20 protein-coding genes and 1 riboswitch are annotated in these 20,125 nt (G+C 63.0%); of the genes, 16 read left to right on the top strand and 4 right to left on the bottom strand.

Annotated features, from left to right (window positions below):
* Window positions 1-220: 220 nt before the first annotated feature.
* Genes JOE32_RS09850 through purM form a run of 3 tightly spaced genes read right to left on the bottom strand, consistent with a single transcriptional unit; the run spans window position 221 to window position 2,651 of the window.
* Window positions 221-934, bottom strand: a complete 714-nt coding sequence (locus JOE32_RS09850; RefSeq protein WP_003238835.1) for a DUF3108 domain-containing protein — start codon at window positions 932-934, stop codon at window positions 221-223.
* Window positions 935-942: 8 nt separating this feature from the next.
* The gene (gene purN, locus JOE32_RS09845) at window positions 943-1,593 is read right to left on the bottom strand and encodes a phosphoribosylglycinamide formyltransferase (RefSeq protein WP_209983558.1); all 651 of its coding nucleotides are present in this window, start codon (window positions 1,591-1,593) and stop codon (window positions 943-945) included.
* Window positions 1,593-2,651, bottom strand: coding sequence for a phosphoribosylformylglycinamidine cyclo-ligase (gene purM, locus JOE32_RS09840; protein WP_209983556.1), 1,059 nt, complete (start codon window positions 2,649-2,651; stop codon window positions 1,593-1,595). Before purM ends, purN begins: the two co-directional genes overlap by 1 nt.
* Before the next feature lie 357 nt (window positions 2,652-3,008).
* Between purM and JOE32_RS09835 the strand changes: the two genes are divergently transcribed.
* From JOE32_RS09835 to JOE32_RS09815, 5 genes are all read left to right on the top strand, one after another.
* Entirely contained in the window at window positions 3,009-4,049 is a 1,041-nt protein-coding gene (locus tag JOE32_RS09835) for a DUF2066 domain-containing protein (RefSeq protein ID WP_209983554.1), read from the top strand.
* Window positions 4,050-4,085: 36 nt separating this feature from the next.
* The gene (locus JOE32_RS09830; protein ID WP_209983552.1) at window positions 4,086-5,159 is read left to right on the top strand and encodes an AI-2E family transporter; all 1,074 of its coding nucleotides are present in this window, start codon (window positions 4,086-4,088) and stop codon (window positions 5,157-5,159) included.
* Window positions 5,160-5,362: 203 nt separating this feature from the next.
* Entirely contained in the window at window positions 5,363-6,067 is a 705-nt protein-coding gene (gene hda / locus JOE32_RS09825) for a DnaA regulatory inactivator Hda (protein WP_209983550.1), read from the top strand.
* Between the two features lie 209 nt (window positions 6,068-6,276).
* Complete coding sequence (locus JOE32_RS09820; RefSeq protein WP_209983548.1) at window positions 6,277-6,906, top strand: NlpC/P60 family protein; 630 nt, start codon at window positions 6,277-6,279, stop codon at window positions 6,904-6,906.
* A 144-nt stretch (window positions 6,907-7,050) separates the two neighbouring features.
* Window positions 7,051-7,596 (top strand): C40 family peptidase, encoded by a 546-nt coding sequence (locus tag JOE32_RS09815; RefSeq protein ID WP_057010337.1) that lies wholly within the window; start codon window positions 7,051-7,053, stop codon window positions 7,594-7,596.
* Window positions 7,597-7,717: 121 nt separating this feature from the next.
* On the opposite strand, the gene JOE32_RS09810 is transcribed toward JOE32_RS09815, so the two are convergent.
* Window positions 7,718-9,031, bottom strand: coding sequence for a sorbosone dehydrogenase family protein (locus JOE32_RS09810; protein ID WP_209983547.1), 1,314 nt, complete (start codon window positions 9,029-9,031; stop codon window positions 7,718-7,720).
* Between the two features lie 99 nt (window positions 9,032-9,130).
* Window positions 9,131-9,386, top strand: a riboswitch (cobalamin riboswitch).
* Window positions 9,387-9,465: 79 nt separating this feature from the next.
* Here JOE32_RS09810 and cobO point away from each other — a divergent pair.
* The 11 genes from cobO (at window position 9,466) to JOE32_RS09755 (ending at window position 20,085) form a co-directional block, all read left to right on the top strand.
* Window positions 9,466-10,077 (top strand): cob(I)yrinic acid a,c-diamide adenosyltransferase, encoded by a 612-nt coding sequence (cobO, locus tag JOE32_RS09805; RefSeq protein ID WP_209983545.1) that lies wholly within the window; start codon window positions 9,466-9,468, stop codon window positions 10,075-10,077.
* On the top strand, window positions 10,074-11,429 hold the full coding sequence (locus tag JOE32_RS09800) for a cobyrinate a,c-diamide synthase (RefSeq protein WP_209983542.1): 1,356 nt from the start codon (window positions 10,074-10,076) through the stop codon (window positions 11,427-11,429). The genes cobO and JOE32_RS09800 overlap by 4 nt, the downstream gene beginning before the upstream one ends.
* Window positions 11,426-12,076 carry a 5,6-dimethylbenzimidazole synthase gene (gene bluB, locus JOE32_RS09795; RefSeq protein WP_209983541.1) on the top strand — a complete coding sequence of 217 codons (651 nt, stop codon included), beginning with the start codon at window positions 11,426-11,428 and terminating at the stop codon, window positions 12,074-12,076. The genes JOE32_RS09800 and bluB overlap by 4 nt, the downstream gene beginning before the upstream one ends.
* Window positions 12,073-12,981: an adenosylcobinamide-phosphate synthase CbiB gene (gene cbiB, locus JOE32_RS09790; RefSeq protein ID WP_209983539.1), complete on the top strand. Its 909-nt coding sequence runs from the start codon at window positions 12,073-12,075 to the stop codon at window positions 12,979-12,981. The genes bluB and cbiB overlap by 4 nt, the downstream gene beginning before the upstream one ends.
* Window positions 12,974-13,963, top strand: a complete 990-nt coding sequence (gene cobD, locus JOE32_RS09785) for a threonine-phosphate decarboxylase CobD (RefSeq protein WP_209983536.1) — start codon at window positions 12,974-12,976, stop codon at window positions 13,961-13,963. Before cbiB ends, cobD begins: the two co-directional genes overlap by 8 nt.
* Complete coding sequence (locus JOE32_RS09780) at window positions 13,960-15,411, top strand: cobyric acid synthase (protein WP_209983534.1); 1,452 nt, start codon at window positions 13,960-13,962, stop codon at window positions 15,409-15,411. Before cobD ends, JOE32_RS09780 begins: the two co-directional genes overlap by 4 nt.
* A gap of 1,350 nt (window positions 15,412-16,761) precedes the next feature.
* Window positions 16,762-17,283 (top strand): bifunctional adenosylcobinamide kinase/adenosylcobinamide-phosphate guanylyltransferase, encoded by a 522-nt coding sequence (gene cobU / locus JOE32_RS09775; protein ID WP_209983531.1) that lies wholly within the window; start codon window positions 16,762-16,764, stop codon window positions 17,281-17,283.
* A complete protein-coding gene (gene cobT, locus JOE32_RS09770) occupies window positions 17,280-18,335 on the top strand; it encodes a nicotinate-nucleotide--dimethylbenzimidazole phosphoribosyltransferase (RefSeq protein WP_209983529.1) in 1,056 nt (351 codons plus the stop codon). Before cobU ends, cobT begins: the two co-directional genes overlap by 4 nt.
* The gene (gene cobC, locus JOE32_RS09765; protein WP_209983527.1) at window positions 18,332-18,907 is read left to right on the top strand and encodes an alpha-ribazole phosphatase family protein; all 576 of its coding nucleotides are present in this window, start codon (window positions 18,332-18,334) and stop codon (window positions 18,905-18,907) included. Before cobT ends, cobC begins: the two co-directional genes overlap by 4 nt.
* 2 nt (window positions 18,908-18,909) lie before the next feature.
* A complete protein-coding gene (locus tag JOE32_RS09760) occupies window positions 18,910-19,638 on the top strand; it encodes an adenosylcobinamide-GDP ribazoletransferase (protein ID WP_209983525.1) in 729 nt (242 codons plus the stop codon).
* Between the two features lie 42 nt (window positions 19,639-19,680).
* Window positions 19,681-20,085, top strand: coding sequence for a MarR family winged helix-turn-helix transcriptional regulator (locus JOE32_RS09755; RefSeq protein WP_209983523.1), 405 nt, complete (start codon window positions 19,681-19,683; stop codon window positions 20,083-20,085).
* The last annotated feature ends 40 nt before the right edge of the window (window positions 20,086-20,125 follow it).

Below are 20,125 nucleotides of genomic sequence, written 5' to 3'. Positions count from 1 at the left end.
TAATCCGTGGTGCTTGGTCGTAGGCGAAGGGGTTTTATGACAAAAGTTTCATTTTGCGTTGGCCCTGTCATGGCCATCGGGAGCAAGCCCCCTCCCACATGTGGAATGCCTTCCACGTGTGGGAGGGGGCTTGCTCCCGATAGCGATATAAGCTTCAGCACCCAGATTCCAGGCAAAAAAAAGCCCCGCATTCAGCGAGGCTCTTTGTTCAATCTGCCGATCAGCTGCCTTTGATGGCCTGGCCATCAACAGTGCCATCCTGCAGCATGATGTTGTATTCCTTGCCGTCCGTCTCAACCTGACGCAACGCCACCAGCACGCCGCCCAGATCCTTGGCGAACCACATCTGGGTGATGCGCTTGCTCTGCGACGGGTCACGCACGCGCTCGACCTTGATCGCGTCAATGGCGCCTACCTTGGTCTGGACCTTTTCCGGGCCAATCACTCGGAAGTCATAAGTGTCGACGTCCGTGCCTTCGACGACGCGGTAGCTCATGCTTTTCTTGCCGGCGGCCACGTCACGTTGAAGGGCCAACTGGTAAGTCGACTTGTCGAGCATGCCGCTTTCCAGGGTGACGTTCACCGGGTCCTTGTTTTCAAAGCCGGTGACTTTCTTGGCGCTCTGGTCGAAGTCCAGGTTGACCTTCTTCGATTTGCCCAGGCCGCCACGTTCGAAGCTGTAGCTGACCGGCTGCAGGGCGTCCTTGTCGAAACGGATCACGCTGGTTTCGGTGAGGCTGGCGATCATCATGGAAGCCTTGAAGTTCAAGGTCCAGGAGCCGTTGTCATTCTTGGTCAGGCTGCGTTCGGCCGAACCGCTCATGGGCAACTGTTTCCAGTCGGCGGTGTAGCTGGCGGAGAAAGGGTGAAGGTCTGCTGCCTGCACGGCAGGCAAGGCGAACAGCGCAAAAGCGAAGAGCAGGGCGCGACGCATAAAATCTCCTAAGTTCGAATCAAGTGGCCGCTGGCCGCGAGTAACTGACCGTCCAATAATGCACCCTGTTCACCGAGAATCAACCGACCCTCGGCAAACCAGCGAACAGCCAGTGGGTAAATTCTGTGTTCCTGGGCATGAACCCGTTGCGCAAGGCTCTGCGCCGAGTCACCCGACTCTACCGGAACCACTGCCTGTACGACCAGAGGTCCGCCATCGAGTTCCTCGGTGACAAAGTGCACGCTGCAGCCGTGCTCGCTGTCGCCGGCGTCAAGCGCGCGCTGGTGAGTGTGCATGCCTTTGTATTTGGGCAGCAGGGAAGGGTGGATATTGAGCAGGCGCCCAGCGTAGTGCCGCACGAAGTCAGCGCTGAGGATGCGCATGAAACCGGCCAGGACCACGAGTTGGGGTTTGAAGGCGTCGATCAGTTCGATCAAGGCCGCGTCGAAGGCCTCGCGACCGTCGAATGCCTGGTGATCCAGCGAGCGGGTGTCGATGCCGGCGTCCCTGGCGCGTTGCAGGCCGTAGGCATCGCTGCGATTGGAAATCACCGCAGCGATGCGCAACGGGCTGTCGCCGGTGCGCGTGCTGTCGATCAAGGCCTGCAAGTTGCTGCCGGTGCCGGAAAGCAGCACCACGACATTACAGGTCCGAGGCATCAGTGAGCCTTGAGGTTCTTCAGTTCGACCTGGGCTGCGCCTTGCGCGGCAGTGGCGATCTGGCCGATCACCCAAGGCTGCTCGCCGGCTTCACGCAAGACGTTCAGCGCCGTCTCAACGTGTTCCTGTGCCACGCAGATGACCATGCCCACGCCGCAGTTGAGTACGCGGTGCATCTCGGTCTCGTCCACATTGCCCTGCTCCTGCAGCCAGTCGAAGACTGCCGGGCGCTGCCAGCTGGCTACGTCGACAATCGCCTGGGCGCCTTTTGGCAGCACGCGCGGAATGTTGTCCAGCAGGCCGCCGCCGGTGATGTGGGCCATGGCTTTTACCGCGCCGGTGTCCTTGATCAACTTGAGCAGCGGCTTGACGTAGATGCGGGTCGGGGCCATCAGCAGGTCGGTCAGCGGCTTGCCGTCGAGCTGGGTGTTTTCGATGTCGGCGCCGGACACTTCAATGATCTTGCGGATCAGCGAGTAGCCGTTGGAGTGCGGGCCGGAGGATGGCAGGGCGAGCAGGGCGTCGCCAGCAGCGACTTTGGAGCCGTCGATGATCTCGGCTTTTTCCACCACACCCACGCAGAAACCGGCCAGGTCGTAGTCTTCGCCTTCGTACATGCCGGGCATTTCAGCGGTTTCGCCGCCGACCAGGGAGCAACCCGACAATTCGCAGCCGGCGCCGATACCGGTCACCACCTGTGCCGCGGTGTCTACGTTCAGCTTGCCGGTGGCATAGTAGTCGAGGAAGAACAGCGGCTCGGCGCCGCACACCACCAGGTCGTTGACGCACATGGCGACCAGGTCGATGCCGATGGTGTCGTGCTTGTTCAGGTTCAGCGCCAGACGCAGCTTGGTGCCCACGCCGTCGGTGCCGGACACCAGCACAGGCTGCTTGTAGCCGGCCGGGATTTCGCAGAGGGCGCCAAAACCGCCCAGGCCGCCCATGACTTCGGGGCGCGCAGTGCGCTTGGCGACGCTCTTGATGCGTTCGACCAATGCTTCACCGGCGTCGATGTCTACACCGGCGTCCTTGTAGCTCAGGGAGGGTTGCTTGCTCATGATCCAGGCCTTTAGGGGGGATTTCTGGGTAACGACCGAGCCGACGGCGGCGTTTGTGAAAAGGCCTCGACGTTGACGGTCTGCGAAGGCGCGCGATTTTATCAGGCTTGAGGGGCAGCGGCCATCCTCGGGCCGACGGGCAGGGCCATATAGGCTAAAAAAGGCCGATTAAAAAAATGCTCAGCGGCCCTGCCTTGGTGCGTATTAAGGTATAGCCTTGAGCAAGCTATCGTTGTGACAGTACGAAAACTTACCGCAACCCTGTGAATGTTTTATCAATCACTGTGGTCACAGCCTGGCTGAACCGGGTGCGCGCGGTCTGTTCCACCCGCTAAATTTGTCGTTCGGGAATCTTCCATGCGTTTGTGTAAATTCTTTTTTGTAGGCTGTTTGTCGTTGTTCAGCCTGGCGAGTCATGCCGAAACCCTCAATGGCCTCTATCAAGTGCTGGAACCTGTCAGCAGCCAGTCGCCCCAGGAGCGCGACCAGGCCACCCAGCGCGCGGTGCAGACCCTGGTGATTCGCCTGACCGGCGACGCCAAGGCCGCCGAAGGCCCGGGCCTGGCGGCAATCCGCAAGGACCCGCAGCAAATCATCACGCAATACGGTTACGACGCCGGCCCGCCGGAAAGCCTGCAGGTGGATTTCGACCCGGTCAGTACTGACCGCGCGCTGCGTGACGCGGGCCTGTCGATCTGGGGCAGCAATCGCCCGTCGATCCTTGGCTGGTGGCTGAACGATTCCACCGACGGCAGCAGCCTGGTCGGTGATGGACAGCCCGTCGCCCAGGCGCTGCGCCGTGCCGCACAGCATCGCGGCCTGCCGCTGCGCCTGCCGTTGGGTGATCTGGATGAACAGGTGGTTGCTACCGCGCCGAATCTGGAAGGCGCCGACGCCACGCCGTTGCGCGCCGCTTCCGAGCGCTATGGCGCCGACGCGTTGCTCGCGGTGCATGCGCGCCAGGAAGGCAGCCAGTGGCAGGCCAAATGGCGGCTGTGGCTGGGCGATAAAAGCGAGCAGGGCACCGCGCAAGGCGCCGACACCGCTGCGGTTGCCGACGCGGTGCTGCTGGCCGTCAGCCAGAAGCTCGCGCCGCGCTTTGCCGTCAAGCCGGGCGTGACCACCGAACAGTTGCTGGAAGTGCAGGGCATGAACCTGGAGCGTTACGCCTCGCTCGCTCACCTGCTGGAACCTTTTGGCGGCCAGCCGCAGTGGGTGGACGGCAATCGCATTGTGTATCGCGTCAATGGCAGTGCCGATCAATTGCGCACCCAACTGAGCCTGGCCAGGCTGCAGGAAATTCCCGCAGGTGAAGCTCCGGTTCAGCCACCCGCAGTTGATGGCACGCAACCCGCAGCGGCACCTGAACCTCAGGCGCAACTGCGTTTTCGTTGGTAAATGTTCTTCCTTATATAGAAGCAATTGGAGTGGTGTATGGCGGATACGCGTCGTTGGGTGTGGCTTGGCGGGATTGTCCTGCTGTGCGTTTTTGTGTTCCTGCTGCATTCGATCCTGACGCCGTTCCTGGTCGCGTTGTTGCTCGCCTATCTGTTCGATCCGGTCGTGGATCGCCTGGAAAAGCTCGGCCTGTCGCGGACCCTGGGCGTGGTGACGGTGTTTGCGCTGTTCACGTTGATCATCACCGCGCTGGTGCTGGTGCTGGTGCCGATGCTGGCCAAGCAGCTGTTTCGCTTGTACGAGCTGGCGCCGCAGATGCTCGACTGGCTGCAACACACGGCGATGCCGTGGGCTCAGACCAGGCTGGGGCTGTCGGAAGGGTTCTGGAAGTTCGACAAGGTCAAGGCCGCGATCAGCGAGCATATGGGCCAGACCACCGACATCGTCGGTGTGGTGCTCAGTCAGGCCACCGCTTCCAGCCTGGCGCTGATCGGCTGGCTGACGAATCTGGTGTTGATTCCGGTGGTGGCGTTTTACCTGCTGCGCGACTGGGACATCATGATGGCCAAGATTCGCGGCCTGCTGCCGCGAGACAGCGAGGAGCGCGTGGTATCACTGGCAGCAGAGTGCCATGAGGTGCTGGGTGCATTCGTGCGTGGCCAGTTGTTGGTGATGCTGGCACTGGGCATCATCTACGCGGCCGGGCTGATGGCCATCGGCCTGGAGCTGGGCCTGTTGATCGGCCTGATCGCGGGTCTGGCGGCCATTGTGCCCTACATGGGCTTTGTGATCGGGATCGGCGCGGCGCTGGTGGCCGGGTTGTTCCAGTTCGGCGGCGACCTGTACCCGATGCTGGGGATTGTCGCGGTGTTCATGGTCGGCCAGGCCCTCGAAGGCATGGTGCTGACGCCCTTGCTGGTGGGCGATCGGATCGGCCTGCACCCGGTGGCGGTTATCTTTGCGATCCTGGCGGGCGGTGAGCTGTTCGGTTTTACCGGCATCCTGCTGGCTTTGCCCGTGGCGGCAGTGATCATGGTGTTGGTGCGCCATGTGCACGTGCTGTACAAGGATTCGGATGTGTACACGGGCGTCGAAGACCCCGAGCTGTAATCGCAGTGCGACAAACCCGGCTCATGGCCGGGTTTGTTGTTTATGAGGTGGGCGCGTCAAACACTCCGTATAAACCGGCAGGTTAACGCAAACCTTTGATTTTGCTTGTGGTCTGCTGCATTGTGCGCCCGGCGTCACGGGTATAGACTTTGCCAACTTTACACAGAGGCCACTAGCGGTTCGATGGGAGCCGTTCAGTCAGCATGAAACCGATTCAGCTGCCCCTAGGTGTGCGTCTGCGTGATGACGCAACCTTTATCAATTACTACCCAGGCGCCAATGCCGCAGCACTCGGCTATGTCGAGCGTCTATGCGAAGCCGACGCCGGGTGGACGGAAAGCCTGATCTATCTGTGGGGCAAACATGGCGTGGGACGTACCCATCTGTTGCAGGCCGCGTGCCTGCGCTTCGAGCAGATGGGCGAGCCGGCGGTGTATCTGCCACTGGCCGAGCTGATGGACCGTGGCATCGGCATTTTCGACAACCTTGAGCAATACGAACTGGTGTGCCTGGATGACCTGCAGGCCATCGCCGGCAAAGCGCAGTGGGAAGAAGCCTTGTTCCATCTGTTCAACCGCCTGCGTGACAGCGGCAGGCGCCTGCTGATCGCGGCGTCCACCTCGCCCCGGGAATTGCCGGTCAAACTGGCCGACCTCAAGTCACGCCTCACCCTGGCGCTGATCTTTCAGATGCGTCCCTTGTCCGACGAAGACAAATTGCGTGCCCTGCAATTGCGTGCATCGCGTCGCGGCCTGCACCTTACCGACGAAGTCGGGCATTTTATTCTCACCCGTGGCACCCGCAGCATGAGCGCGTTGTTCGATTTGCTCGAACAACTTGACCAGGCCTCCCTGCAGGCACAAAGAAAATTGACGATCCCTTTTCTCAAAGAGACGTTGGGCTGGTAACCGTTTGATTCGCAACGTTTCGGCATTTTTCAGGCGCCAGAAATCCTGCGTTTTAGCCTCGCCGGCTACGCATTGTGCTCATTAAATGGAATTACGGCTTAGATGGCGCAGTCCAATCGCCAAGTCACATAGACCTCGATTGAATTTGCAAATCGATCCGATAGCGGGCATAGTCTCGGCTTCTTTACATACCAGCCACGGTCGTGCCCATGCTAAATCGCTTCGCACCCCTCGTGCCTCTCGCACTTGTCACCCTGTTGTTTGGTTGCGCCTCCCAGCCCCAGCAAGTGGCTGTCCAGCAAAAACCACAGGTTCAAAGCCAGGCAAAATTCGTTGCTGCTCAGTCTGCTTCTGTTTACGAAGAAGAGCTGGCAACCGAAAAAGAGCTGACCGATTTCTCCGGCAGCAAGCCTTACCAGCTTCCGGTGCTGGCCGACAGCATCCTCGAACGCGGCATGTCGCTGATCGGTACCCGTTACCGTTTCGGCGGTACCTCTGAAGCCGGTTTCGATTGCAGCGGTTTCATCGGTTATCTGTTTCGTGAAGAGGCGGGCATGAATCTGCCACGCTCGACGCGCGAAATGATCAACGTGAAAGCACCGTTGATCGCGCGCAACAACCTCAAGCCTGGCGATCTGCTTTTCTTCAGTACAGCGGGCCGTGGTCGTGTCAGCCACGCCGGTATCTACCTGGGCGATAACCAGTTTATCCACTCCAGCAGCCGTCGCAGTGGCGGTGTTCGAGTCGACAGCCTGGGCGACAGTTACTGGAGCAAGACCTTCATTGAAGCCAAGCGCGCACTGGCCATGGCCCCGTCCACAGTGACCGCCAGTAAGTAAAGTTAAAGTGATACTTGAAGTTTGACGCGTAAGCGCTAGAATCCCTGGACATTGTTGTAATCCGTTCGCGCGAGCTTTGCTTGCGCGTTCTGGTTTTCAGCGTTCGGCAGCGAAAGCCGCATCCAGACCAGGATTGTTCTGCCCATGTCGACCTCGGCCCGCCTCATGCTTCTTGTTTGCGCCGCGCTGCTCAGCGCCTGCGCAAGCCGTCCACCGCCGCCGGCGCCTGTCGCCGTCAAGCCCAAGCCGGTGTTCAACTACGCTGCCACCCAGAGTTTCTCGCCTGCGGCCGAAGACGTGCTTTTCCGTGCACTCGGCCTGGTTGGCACACCGTATCGCTGGGGCGGTAATACGCCGGACTCGGGGTTCGATTGCAGTGGCCTGATCGGGTTCGTCTATCGTGATGCCGCCGGCATTTCCCTGCCGCGTACCACCCGCGAACTGATCGTGATGCGCGCCCAGGACGTGAGTGAACAGAACCTGCAGACCGGTGATTTGCTGTTCTTCGCCACCGGCGGCGGTTCCCGCGTCAGCCATGCGGGCATCTACGTGGGTGAAGGTCGTTTCGTGCACGCGCCGCAAACCGGCGGCACAGTGAAGTTGGATACCCTGTCCAAGGCGTATTGGCAGAATGCGTACCTGAGCGCCAAGCGCGTATTGCCGGCCGAGCATCTGGCGCGCAACCCTTAACGCTGAAACCAGGATCCATATGGGGGAGGGGCTTGCTCCCGATGACGGTGCATCAGTCCAGGAATTCATTGACTGACCCACTGCTATCGGGGCAAGCCCCTCTCACATTTTTTCGCGGCGTTTATTTAGCTGCTGAAACCCGCCACACCTTATTCCCCACATCATCAGCCACCAGCAGAGCCCCCTGCTGATCGATCACCACGCCCACCGGCCGACCCATGGCTTTCTCGTCCTTGTCGAGGAAGCCGGTCAGCACGTCCACCGGCTGCCCCTTGGGTTGCCCGCCTTCGAACGGCACGAAGATCACCTTGTAGCCACTGTGCGGCTTGCGGTTCCACGAGCCGTGCTGGCCGATGAACGCGCCGTTGCTGAACGGCGCCGGGAGTTTGCTGCCTTCGGCAAAGGTCAGTCCCAGGGACGCGGTATGCGGGCCCACGGCGTAGTCCGGCGCAATGGCCTTGGCCACAAGCTCCGGGTTCTGCGGCGTCACGCGCACATCCACATGCTGACCGTAGTAACTGAACGGCCAGCCATAAAAGCCGCCATCCTTGACCGAAGTGATGTAATCCGGCACCAGGTCGCTGCCGATTTCGTCGCGCTCGTTGACTGCCGTCCACAGTTTGCCGCTTTGCGGTTCCCAGGCCATGCCGTTGGGGTTGCGCAGGCCCGAGGCGAAAATCCGGTGCTGGCCGGTGGCGCGGTCAACTTCCCAGATCGCTGCGCGGCCTTGTTCGGCTTCCAGGCCGTTTTCGCCGACGTTACTGTTGGAGCCGACGCTCACGTACAGCTTGCTGCCGTCCTTGCTCGCCACCACGTTTTTCGTCCAGTGGTGATTCAGCGGGCCACCCGGCAAGTCCACCACCGTGGCGCCCTGGGTTTTGATCGCGGTTTCACCAGGCTGATAGGCAAAGCGCAGCAGTTTGTCCGAGTCGGCCACGTAGAGGTCGTTGCCCACCAGGGTCATGCCGAATGGCGAGTTGAGATTTTCCAGGAACACCGTGCGTGTCTCGGCCACACCGTCATGGTCGGCATCGCGCAGCAGGGTGATGCGGTTCGGGCTTGGCACGCCGGCGCCGGCGCGGCCCATGACTTTCTCCATCACCCAGCCGCGAATGCCCTTGGCATCATCCGGCTTGGGCGGCGCGTTGGTTTCGGCCACCAGCACGTCGCCATTGGGCAACACATACAGCCAGCGCGGGTGGTCCAGGCCTTCGGCGAACGCGGCCACCTGAGTACCGGCGGCGGCCGTCGGCTTGGCGCCTTCAGGCCAGCCGATGGCCGGTGCGATATTCACGGTGGGGATCAGCGTCTTGTTCGGCTGCGGCAATTTGGGCGACGGCCCGGTGCCATCCGAGACCTGCAACGTCGAGCTTTCACCGCAGGCGGCGAGGGTGCCGGCGAGCATGATGAGTAAGGCGAGTCTTGTTTTATGCATGATTTTCTCCTGAATGCCTGTAAGGGTAGAGGATTGCCTGCGCGGGATGGTTCAAGTGCCAGGCCAGCTTTAATTGACGCTCCCCCCCCAACCCACTAACCTTCGCCGCTTGTTCCAGGTGCTCCGTGGCGCGTGCGTCGACAGAGTGAAACAGGGAAGCCGGTGAGTGAGCGCACTTGTACACAGTGCTGCCGCGATCCCGGCGCTGCCCCCGCAACGGTAAATGAGTCAAAACGGTGCTGTTTGCCACTGTATCGTGCGCGATATGGGAAGGCGCGCCGCCGGCCTGCCTGCGCTTGATACGTGCAGGCGCCGCTCATGAGTCCGGAGACCGGCCTTGAACATTCAACAGCATCACGGTGGGCGATGCTTGGCTGTCTGTATGCGCTTGTTTCCTGCCCGCCGTTTTTGTCCAGCCCCAACGGAGAGCTGCCATGACCGATTCCCCCGAACGCGACGAGCGCCATCTGGCGCGCATGCTGCGCAAAAAAGCCGTGATCGACGAGCGCATCGCCAACTCGCCGAATGAGTGCGGCCTGTTACTGGTGCTCACCGGCAACGGTAAAGGCAAGAGCAGCTCGGCCTTCGGCATGCTGGCCCGCGCCATGGGCCATGGCATGCAGTGCGGTGTGGTGCAGTTCATCAAGGGGCGTTTCAGCACCGGCGAAGAGATGTTCTTCCGCCGCTTCCCCGAGCAGGTGCGCTTTCACGTGATGGGCGAAGGCTTCACCTGGGAAACCCAGGACCGCCAGCGCGACATCGCCGCCGCCGAGGCCGCCTGGGCGGTGTCCCGGGCGATGCTGCAAGACGCCTCCATTGGCCTGGTGGTGCTGGACGAACTGAACATCGCCCTCAAGCACGGCTACCTCAACCTCGATCAGGTCCTCAGCGACCTGCAGGCCCGCCCGCCGATGCAACACGTAGTGGTCACCGGCCGTGGCGCCAAGCCCGAGCTGATTGAAATGGGCGATACCGTCACCGAAATGGGCATGCTCAAGCACGCATTCCAGGCCGGTATCAAGGCTCAGAAGGGCGTCGAACTTTGAATCAGCCCCGTCATTGCCCGGCCGTACTGATCGCCGCACCGGCGTCCGGCCAGGGCAAAACCACTGTGACGGCTGCCCTGGCCCGCTTGCACCGCAACCTTGGGCGCAAGGTGCGCGTGTTCAAGTGCGGCCCGGACTTCCTCGACCCAATGATCCACGAGCGCGCCAGCGGTGCGCCGGTGTATCAGTTGGACATGTGGATGGTGGGCGAGCAGGAAAGTCGCCGCCTGTTGTGGGAAGCGGCGGGCGAGGCCGACCTTATTCTGATTGAAGGCGTCATGGGCCTGTTCGACGGCACGCCCTCCAGCGCCGACCTGGCGCGACATTTCGGCGTGCCGGTGCTCGGCGTGATCGACGGCACGGCCATGGCCCAGACCTTCGGCGCACTGGCCCTGGGCCTGGCGCGCTACCAGCCGGACCTGCCGTTCGCCGGCGTGCTGGCCAACCGGGTCGGTACCCTGCGCCATGCGCAACTGCTCGAAGGCAGCCTCACCGAGGGCCTGCGCTGGTACGGCGCGCTGTCCCGCGAGACCGGTATCGAACTGCCCAGCCGCCACCTGGGACTGGTGCAGGCCAGTGAACTCAATGACCTCGACGCGCGCCTGGACGCCGCCGCCCAGGCGCTGGGCAGCAGTTGCGAAGTGGCGGTGCCGCCGTCAGTGACCTTTGCCGTGCCTGAAGTGATCGAGGCCGAGCCGCTGCTCGCCGGCGTGCGCATTGCCATCGCTCGGGACGAAGCGTTTGCCTTCACCTATGGCGCCAGCCTGGACCTGTTGCGGGCGATGGGTGCCGAGCTGACGTTCTTTTCTCCGCTCCACGATAGCCAGCTGCCTGAGGCCGACAGCCTCTACCTGCCCGGTGGTTACCCGGAACTGCACCACCAGGCGCTGTCGCACAATACCTCGATGCTCGCGTCCATTCGCGCCCATCACGCGGCGAACAAACCCTTGCTCGCCGAGTGTGGCGGCATGTTGTACCTGCTCGACTCGCTCACCGACGTCGACGGCACCCGCGCCGAACTGGTGGGCCTGTTGCAGGGCGACGCGGTGATGCAGAAAAAACTGGCAGCGCTGGCGCTGCAGAGTGTCGAGCTGCCGGAGGGCACGTTGCGCGGGCACACCTATCACCATTCCTTGACCAGCACCGAGTGGCAGCCGATCGCCCGTGGCCTGAGCCCCAATGGCGGGCGCGGCGCCGAGGCGGTGTATCGACAGGGACGGATGACCGCTTCCTATGTGCACTTTTACTTTCCGTCGAATCCGGCGGCGGTGGCCGCGCTTTTTGCGCCGGACCTCAAGACAGCGTTCACAGATCAAACGGTGGGAGCGGGTTTGCCCGCGACTGGGCCATGACCGATCACGCATTCCCCCAGGCCGAACGCGACGCCGTCTACCGCGCCATCGCCGAACGCCGCGACATGCGCCACTTCAGCGGCGGCACGGTCACACCCGAATTATTGCAGCGCCTGCTCCAGGCCGCACACCAGGCCCCCAGTGTCGGCCTGATGCAGCCGTGGCGGTTTATCCGTATCAGCGACCGCTCGTTGCGCGGGCGGATTCAGCAACTGGTGGAAGAGGAACGCGTGCGCACCGCCCAGGCTCTGGGGGAGAGTTCCGACCAGTTCATGAAGCTCAAGGTCGAAGGCATTCATGACTGCGCCGAAGTGCTGGTGGCGGCGCTGATGGATGACCGTGAGCGGCATATCTTCGGCCGTCGCACCTTGCCGGAAATGGACATGGCCTCGCTGTCCTGCGCGATCCAGAACCTGTGGCTGGCAGCGCGGGTGGAAGGGTTGGGCATGGGCTGGGTGTCGCTGTTCGAGCCCCGGGCCCTGGCCGACCTGCTGGGCTTGCCGCCGGGCGCCAAACCCCTGGCCGTGTTGTGCCTGGGCCCGGTCGCCGAATTTTATCCGGCGCCGATGCTGCAGCTCGAAGGCTGGCGCGAGCCACAACCGTTGAGTGACATGCTGTATGAAAATGCGTGGGGAGTGCGTCAATGAGTGTGGCCTTGCTGTGCGTCGCTGCGGTGGCGCTGGACGCGCTGCTGGGTGAGCCCCGGCGCTGGCATCCGCTGGTGGCGTTTGGCAACTTCGCCGGGCGTATCGAGCAACGCTTCAACAGCGGTGGACGCGGCTGGCGCAGCCATGGCGTGACCGCCTGGGTGATCGCAGTGGTGCCGTTGACCCTGCTGGCCACCGCGTTGTCATGGGCGCCCTACATTGGCTGGGCGCTGGAGATCCTCGCGTTGTACTGCGCCCTGGGCATGCGCAGCCTGGGCGAACATGTGATGCCCGTGGCCCAGGCCCTGCGCAGCGATGACCTGGTTGAGGCGCGCACACGGGTGAGCTACCTGGTCAGCCGCGAGACCGCCGAACTGGACGCCACCGACGTCGCCCGCGCCGCCACCGAATCGGTGCTGGAAAACGGCAGCGACGCGGTATTTGCCGCACTGTTCTGGTTTGTGGTTGCCGGCGTGCCGGGCGTGGTGCTTTATCGTCTGAGCAATACGCTGGACGCGATGTGGGGCTACCGCACTGAACGCTTCGAGCGCTTCGGCTGGGCGGCGGCCAGAATTGACGATGTGCTCAACTATATTCCCGCACGGCTGGTGGCCTTGACCTACGCCGTGCTGGGCAAGACCCGCCTGGCGCTCAAGTGCTGGCGCACCCAGGGTCTGACCTGGGACAGCCCCAACGCTGGCCCGGTGATGGCGGCCGGCGCGGGCGCGCTGGGCGTGGCGCTTGGCGGTGCGGCGATTTATCACGGCGAGCTGCACCAGCGTCCACCGCTGGGCGAAGGCCCGCCGGCGGATGCCGATGCCATCGAGCGGGGCTGGCAACTGGTGCAACGCGGCGTATGGTTGTGGCTGCTGATCCTGTGCGCGGGGGCGCAATTTTATGCTTGAGCACGGCGGACGGCTGCGCAAGGCGGCCATTCAATACGGTATTGCCGAAGATCAGTGGCTCGACCTGTCCAGCGGCCTGGCGCCGTGGCCATGGCCGATCCCCGAGATCCCGCTGCGGGCCTGGGCGCGCCTGCCGGAAACCGACGATGGCCTGGAGTTGGCCGCCAGCGAGTATTACGGCGCGGCGCATGTGTTGCCTGTGGCCGGTTCCCAGATGGCCATCCAGCTACTGCCGCGCCTGCGTCGCTCCGGCAAGGTCGGCGTGTTGTCGCCGTGTTATGCCGAACATGCCGAGGCCTGGCGTCGCGCCGGGTATGTGGTGCGCGAAGTGCAGGAGCAGGAAGTCGACTTCTTTCTCGACAGCCTCGATGTGCTGGTGGTGGTCAACCCGAACAACCCCACCGGGTTGAACCTGAGCCCGCAACGTCTGCTCGATTGGCACGCCCGCCTGGCGCAACGCGGTGGCTGGCTGGTGGTGGACGAAGCGTTCATGGACGTCACCCCGCACCTGAGCCTGGCAGGCCATGCCCATCAGGTCGGGTTGATCGTGCTGCGTTCATTCGGCAAGTTCTTCGGCCTGGCCGGTGTGCGGCTTGGCTTTGTCCTGGCCGAGCGGCGGTTGCTCAAGTTGCTCGCCGAGCAGGTCGGTCCCTGGGCCGTCAGCGGGCCGACGCGCGTGCTGGGTCAGGCATGTCTGCGTGACAGCGACGGGCATACGCGCCAGCGTGCGCGGTGTGTCGAGGCCGCTCAGCGTTTGTTTGCCCTGCTCGAGCGCCACGGCTTTCAACCTCAGGGCGGCTGCGCTCTGTTCCAGTGGTTGATCACGACGCACGCCGAACGGCTGCACGAATTCATGGCCCAGCGCGGCATCCTGCTGCGCCTGTTTGTCCACAACAGCAGCCTGCGCTTCGGCCTGCCCGACACCGAGGCCGACTGGCTGCGCCTCGATACGGCCCTGGCCGCTTACCGGGAGACCGCATGAGTACGCTGATGGTGCAGGGCACCACCTCCGATGCCGGCAAAAGTACCCTGGTGACCGCGCTGTGCCGCTGGCTGGTGCGCCAGGACGTGGCGGTGGCGCCGTTCAAGCCGCAGAACATGGCCCTCAACAGCGCCGTGACCGCCGAAGGCGGCGAGATCGGCCGTGCCCAGGCCGTACAGGCCCAGGCCGCGCGCCTGGCGCCCCACACCGACATGAACCCGGTGTTGCTCAAACCCAACAGCGACACCGGTTCCCAGGTCATCATCCATGGCCGCGCCGTCACCAGCATGAACGCGGTGGCCTATCACGATTACAAAGCCATCGCGATGCAGGCGGTGCTGGCCTCTCACGCACGCCTGAGCGCAGCTTACCCGGTGGTGATGGTGGAAGGCGCGGGGTCGCCGGCAGAGATCAACCTGCGCGCCAACGACATCGCCAACATGGGCTTTGCCGAGGCGGTGGATTGCCCGGTGCTGCTGATCGCCGATATCAACCGTGGCGGCGTGTTCGCCCACCTGGTGGGCACCCTGGAATTGCTCTCGCCCAGCGAACAGGCGCGGGTTCGGGGCTTCATCATCAACCGCTTTCGCGGCGACATCGCGCTGCTGCAGCCGGGGCTGGATTGGCTGCAGGCGCGCACCGGCAAACCGGTGGTGGGCGTGTTGCCTTATGTGATGGACCTGCACCTGGAGGCCGAGGACGGCATCGACCGGCGCCAGATCGACAAGGCTGCGCAGGTGCTCAAGGTGGTGGTGCCGGTGTTGCCGCGCATCAGCAACCATACGGATTTCGACCCGTTGCGCCTGCATCCCCAGGTAGATTTGCAGTTCGTGGGGCCGGGCCAGCCGATCCCGGCCGCGGACCTGATCATCCTGCCAGGCTCGAAAAGTGTGCGCAGTGACTTGGCGTACCTGCGCGCCAATGGCTGGGACAGCGCCGTAGCGCGGCATTTGCGCTATGGCGGCAAGGTGCTGGGGATTTGCGGTGGTTTGCAGATGCTCGGCGAGCAGGTGCATGACCCGCTTGGGCTGGAAGGGGCGGCGGGGTCCAGTGATGGGCTGGGGTTGCTGGGGTTCACCACCACGCTTGAAGAAGAAAAGCAGTTGCGCAATGTGCGTGGGCGGCTGTTGTTGGAGGACGCTGAGGTCAGTGGCTATGAGATTCATGCGGGGGTGACGTCGGGTGACGGGCTGTCGCGTGCTGCGGTGCTGCTCGATGATGGGCGCAGTGATGGCGCGCTCAGTGCTGACGGGCAAATTCTCGGCACCTACTTGCACGGATTGTTCGAAACTCCCGCCGCGTGCAGCGCCTTGCTGCGTTGGGCCGGGTTGCCGGATGTGCAGGAGGTGGATTACCACGCGTTGCGTGAGCGCGATATCGAGCGGTTGGCGGATTTGGTCGAGAACCATCTGGATACCGAGTTGTTACGCAAACTGTGTGGAATCTGACGGTGTACATACGGCGTCTCTGTGGCAGCGGACTTGCCCGCGATGGCGGCCTGACAGCCGGTCACTATTCAACTGAAGCGCCGCGTTCCAAATGTGGGAGGGGGCTTGCTCCCGATGGCGGTTTTTCAGTGTACATATCCGTTGCTGCGGTAACGGCTGCTTATGGTTCCGCTCTTACAGCGGGTCACTTTTGGAAGAGCCCAAAAGTAACCAAAAGGCTCTCACCCCACCACTCGGCACCTCGCTTAGGCTCGGTGTGCCCGAACACAGGCTTGAATCCGTGGGCCGCCGCGATGGGCCATCCATGGCCCAGCGCGGCTAACCCGGCGTCCTGCCGGGTTGCCCACGGATTCAAACCTGCGTTCGGCCAGCGTGGTTTTACGGGGCGCCTGAGATCAAAAGCAAAATCAAAAGCCAGCTCAAAAGCTGATGTGCTTTTCTGTGGCAGCGGGCTTGCCCGCGATGGCGGCCTGACAGCCGGTCACTATTTAACTGAAGCGCCGCGTTCCAAATGTGGGAGGGGGCTTGCTCCCGATGGCGGTTTTTCAGTGTACATATCCGTTGCTGCGGTAACGGCTGCTTATGGTTCCGCTCTTACAGCGGGTCACTTTTGGACGAGCCCAAAAGTAACCAAAAGGCTCTCACCCCACCACTCGGCACCTCGCTTAGGCTCGGTGTGCCCGAACACAGGCTTGAATCCGTGGGCCGCCGCGATGGGCCATCCATGGCCCAGCGCGGCTAACCCGGCGTCCTGCCGGGTTGCCCACGGATTCAAACCTGCGTTCGGCCAGCGTGGTTTTACGGGGCGCCTGAGATCACAAGCAAAATCAAAAGCCAGCTCAAAAGCTGATGTGCTTTTCTGTGGCAGCGGGCTTGCCCGCGATGGCGGCCTGACAGCCGGTCACTATTCAACTGAAGCGCCGCGTTCCAAATGTGGGAGGGGGCTTGCTCCCGATGGCGGTTTTTCAGTGTACATATCCGTTGCTGCGGTAACGGCTGCTTATGGTTCCGCTCTTACAGCGGGTCACTTTTGGAAGAGCCCAAAAGTAACCAAAAGGCTCTCGCCCCACCACTCGGCACCTCGCTTAGGCTCGGTGTGCCCGAACACAGGCTTGAATCCGTGGGCCGCCGCGATGGGCCATCCATGGCCCAGCGCGGCTAACCCGGCGTCCTGCCGGGTTGCCCACGGATTCAAACCTGCGTTCGGCCAGCGTGGTTTTACGGGGCGCCTGAGATCAAAAGCAAAATCAAAAGCCAGCTCAACAGCTGATGTGCTTTTCTGTGGCAGCGGGTTTGTTCGCGATGGCAGCCTGACAGCCAAACAATTTCAGCCAACCGAAGGTGCCATCCATGCTTGAACTGATCCTCGGTGGCGCTCGTTCCGGCAAAAGCCGTCTCGCCGAAACGCTTGCCTGCGACAGTGGTTTGCCGGTCACTTATATCGCCACCAGCCAGCCGCTGGACGGTGAGATGAATGAGCGGGTTGCCTTGCATCGCCAGCGTCGACCCGAGCATTGGGGTTTGATCGAAGAGCCCATTGAGCTGGCGCGTGTCCTGCGCGACAACGCGGCAGTGGATCGCTGCCTGTTGGTGGACTGCCTGACCCTGTGGCTGACCAACCTGCTGATGCTCGAGGACGCAGGGCGCCTGGCGTTCGAGCGCGATCAACTGCTGGACACCCTGGCCTCGCTGCCTGGGCAGATCATTTTTGTCAGCAACGAGACCGGTCTGGGTGTCGTGCCGCTGGGCGAATTGACTCGCCGCTATGTGGATGAAGCCGGTTGGCTGCATCAAGCCCTGGCCGAGCGTTGTCAGCGTGTTGTCCTGACCGTCGCCGGCCTGCCCCTGACTTTGAAAGGTACTGCGTTATGAGTGACACCTGGTGGCTCAACCCGTGTAAGGCGATTGACGCCTCGGCGTACGAACAAGCCCTGGCACGCCAGCAGCAATTGACCAAACCGGCCGGTTCCCTTGGCCAACTGGAAGCGCTGGCGGTGCAATTGGCGGGGTTGCAGGGACGGGTCAAACCGTCGGTGGATCGGCTGTGGATCGCGATCTTCGCCGGCGATCACGGCGTGGTTGCCGAAGGTGTATCGGCCTTTCCCCAGGAAGTGACCGGGCAGATGCTGCACAACTTTGTCAGCGGCGGCGCGGCCATCAGTGTGTTGGCGCGCCAGTTGGATGCACAGCTGGAAGTGGTCGACCTCGGCACCGTCACGCCTGCGTTGAAACTGCCCGGCGTGCGTCATTTGAATCTCGGCGCGGGCACGGCGAATTTCGTCAAGGGCCCGGCGATGACTGCGGCCCAGGGCAGGCAAGCGCTGCAAGCCGGCCGCGATAGCGTGCTGCGCGCCGTGGAGAGCGGCGCGCAATTGTTTATCGGCGGCGAGATGGGCATCGGCAACACCACCGCCTCCAGTGCGTTGGCGTGTGCCTTGCTCGATTGCCCGGTGACAGACCTGACCGGCCCGGGCACGGGGCTCAATGCCCAGGGTGTCAGCCACAAAGTGGCCGTTATCGAGCGCGCGCTGGCGCTGCACGCCGGGCAACGCGGTGATGCGCTGCAGACGCTGTTCAACCTCGGCGGGTTTGAGATCGCGGCGCTGGTCGGCGCGTATCTGGCCTGTGCCCAGGAGGGCGTCGCGGTGCTGGTGGACGGGTTTATCTGCACCGTCGCGGCGCTGGTTGCCACGCATCTGAACCCGCCGTGCCGCGACTGGCTGCTGTTTGGCCATCGTGGCGCCGAGCCAGGGCATCGCCACGTGCTGCAACGCCTCGACGCCCAGCCATTGCTGGACCTTGGCCTGCGCCTGGGCGAAGGCAGTGGCGCGGCAACGGCGGTGCCGCTGTTGCGCCTGGCCTGCGCGCTGCACGGGCAGATGGCGACCTTCGCCGAAGCGGCCGTGGCGGACCGTCCTGCATGACCTTGCACCTGGACTTGCTGCGTCACGGTGAAACCGAATTGGGCGGTGGACTGCGCGGCAGCCTGGATGACGCGCTCACCGCCAACGGCTGGACGCAGATGCGCGCCGCCGTGGTCGAGCAGGGGCCCTGGGCCCGCGTAATCAGTTCGCCGCTGCAACGCTGTGCGCGTTTTGCCGAGGAGTTGGGTGCACGCCTCGACCTGCCGGTGAGCCTGGAAAAAGACCTGCAGGAGCTGCACTTCGGTGCCTGGGAAGGGCAGAGCGCGGCGGCACTGATGCAAACCGATGCTGAAGGCCTGGGCCTGTTCTGGGCCGATCCGTATAACTTCACCCCACCCGAGGGAGAGCCAGTCAGCGATTTTTCCGACCGCGTACTTGGTGCGGTCTCACGCCTGCATCAGGCCTATGCCGGTGAGCGCGTTCTGTTGATCAGCCACGGCGGGGTGATGCGTTTGCTGCTGGCCCGCGCGCGTGGCCTGCCGCGCGAGCAGTTGCTGAACGTCGAAGTCGGCCACGGCGGGCTGTTCAGCCTGCGCGTCGGCGCAGGCGGTGTATTAAAGGAAGACATCTGATCATGTTGCCGTTCTGGATCGCCCTGCAATTTCTGAGCAGCCTGCCGATTCGCCTGCCGGGCATGCCGCCACCCCGGGAGCTGGGGCGGTCGTTGCTGTTTTATCCACTGGTGGGTTTGCTGTTCGGGTTGCTGCTGTGGGGCTTGAACAGTCTGTTGATGGGCGCACCGCTGTTGCTGCACGCCGCGCTGCTATTGACTGCGTGGGTATTGCTCAGTGGCGGCCTGCACCTGGACGGCCTGGCAGACAGCGCGGATGCCTGGCTCGGTGGCTTCGGCGACCGCGAGCGTACGCTCAGCATTATGAAAGACCCGCGCAGCGGGCCGATTGCCGTGGTAACCCTGGGCCTGGTGTTGCTGCTCAAGTTCGCGGCGTTAGTCGCCCTGATCGAGCAGCACAACGGTGCGGCCTTGATCCTGGCGCCGCTGATCGGGCGCGCCTCGATGCTGGCGCTGTTTCTCACCACGCGCTATGTGCGGGCAGGGGGATTGGGCCAGGCCTTGTCAGATTATTTACCGCGCGTGGTGGGCCAGCAGGTGCTGATCCTCAGCGGTTTGGCCTGCCTGCTGATCGGCGGTTTCAGTGGCGGCATCGCCGTGCTGCTCGCAGCGCTGTGCTTTATCGGCCTGCGTCGGCTGATGGTCAAGCGGCTCGGTGGCACCACTGGCGATACGGCCGGCGCCGTGCTGGAGCTGCTGGAAGTGGCGGTGCTGGTCGGGCTGGCTTTGTAACACTTTCTTGCATTTGCTCAATCGCGGGTATATACACGCTCCATGCTTGCCTCCCAATGTTTATGTATCAACCTGCGTCGCGCCGCTCGTGGCGTCAGCAGGCACTACGACGGCGCCCTCGACGGCTTCGGGATCAACGTCGCCCAGTATTCACTGCTGTGCAACCTGCAGCGGCTGGATCAGCCGAGTATTTCCAGCCTGGCCGATGCCATGGGCCTGGATCGCAGCACCCTGGGGCGCAATCTGCGGGTGCTGGAATGCGAAGGCCTGGTGCAGTTGGTCGAGGGTAGCGACCTGCGAAACCGTCTGGTGATGTTGACCGATGCCGGTACAGAGCGGCTGGCTGCTGCGTTGCCGGCCTGGGAAGCGGCGCAGCAGAAACTGATTGACCGACTGGGCGCCGACAAGCGCGAAACCCTGTTGGCCTTGCTGGACGAACTCGCCTGAGGGCGGGTTCGTTCGACGATAAGCGGGTATATACCCGCGA

This window comes from Pseudomonas sp. PvP025 (genome assembly GCF_017832155.1).
Taxonomy (GTDB): Bacteria; Pseudomonadota; Gammaproteobacteria; order Pseudomonadales; family Pseudomonadaceae; genus Aquipseudomonas.
Note: the sequence above shows the minus strand (reverse complement) of the source record. Positions and strands in the feature narration are given on the sequence as shown.

What these genes read in the sequence shown, in the direction of transcription:
- JOE32_RS09850 (WP_003238835.1), bottom strand. Translation starts at nt 934, where the DNA reads ATGCGTCGCGCCCTGCTCTTCGCTTTTGCGCTGTTCGCCTTGCCTGCC.
- purN (WP_209983558.1), bottom strand. Translation starts at nt 1,593, where the DNA reads ATGCCTCGGACCTGTAATGTCGTGGTGCTGCTTTCCGGCACCGGCAGC.
- purM (WP_209983556.1), bottom strand. Translation starts at nt 2,651, where the DNA reads ATGAGCAAGCAACCCTCCCTGAGCTACAAGGACGCCGGTGTAGACATC.
- JOE32_RS09835 (WP_209983554.1), top strand. Translation starts at nt 3,009, where the DNA reads ATGCGTTTGTGTAAATTCTTTTTTGTAGGCTGTTTGTCGTTGTTCAGC.
- JOE32_RS09830 (WP_209983552.1), top strand. Translation starts at nt 4,086, where the DNA reads ATGGCGGATACGCGTCGTTGGGTGTGGCTTGGCGGGATTGTCCTGCTG.
- hda (WP_209983550.1), top strand. Translation starts at nt 5,363, where the DNA reads ATGAAACCGATTCAGCTGCCCCTAGGTGTGCGTCTGCGTGATGACGCA.
- JOE32_RS09820 (WP_209983548.1), top strand. Translation starts at nt 6,277, where the DNA reads ATGCTAAATCGCTTCGCACCCCTCGTGCCTCTCGCACTTGTCACCCTG.
- JOE32_RS09815 (WP_057010337.1), top strand. Translation starts at nt 7,051, where the DNA reads ATGTCGACCTCGGCCCGCCTCATGCTTCTTGTTTGCGCCGCGCTGCTC.
- JOE32_RS09810 (WP_209983547.1), bottom strand. Translation starts at nt 9,031, where the DNA reads ATGCATAAAACAAGACTCGCCTTACTCATCATGCTCGCCGGCACCCTC.
- cobO (WP_209983545.1), top strand. Translation starts at nt 9,466, where the DNA reads ATGACCGATTCCCCCGAACGCGACGAGCGCCATCTGGCGCGCATGCTG.
- bluB (WP_209983541.1), top strand. Translation starts at nt 11,426, where the DNA reads ATGACCGATCACGCATTCCCCCAGGCCGAACGCGACGCCGTCTACCGC.
- cbiB (WP_209983539.1), top strand. Translation starts at nt 12,073, where the DNA reads ATGAGTGTGGCCTTGCTGTGCGTCGCTGCGGTGGCGCTGGACGCGCTG.
- cobD (WP_209983536.1), top strand. Translation starts at nt 12,974, where the DNA reads ATGCTTGAGCACGGCGGACGGCTGCGCAAGGCGGCCATTCAATACGGT.
- JOE32_RS09780 (WP_209983534.1), top strand. Translation starts at nt 13,960, where the DNA reads ATGAGTACGCTGATGGTGCAGGGCACCACCTCCGATGCCGGCAAAAGT.
- cobU (WP_209983531.1), top strand. Translation starts at nt 16,762, where the DNA reads ATGCTTGAACTGATCCTCGGTGGCGCTCGTTCCGGCAAAAGCCGTCTC.
- cobT (WP_209983529.1), top strand. Translation starts at nt 17,280, where the DNA reads ATGAGTGACACCTGGTGGCTCAACCCGTGTAAGGCGATTGACGCCTCG.
- cobC (WP_209983527.1), top strand. Translation starts at nt 18,332, where the DNA reads ATGACCTTGCACCTGGACTTGCTGCGTCACGGTGAAACCGAATTGGGC.
- JOE32_RS09760 (WP_209983525.1), top strand. Translation starts at nt 18,910, where the DNA reads ATGTTGCCGTTCTGGATCGCCCTGCAATTTCTGAGCAGCCTGCCGATT.
- JOE32_RS09755 (WP_209983523.1), top strand. Translation starts at nt 19,681, where the DNA reads ATGCTTGCCTCCCAATGTTTATGTATCAACCTGCGTCGCGCCGCTCGT.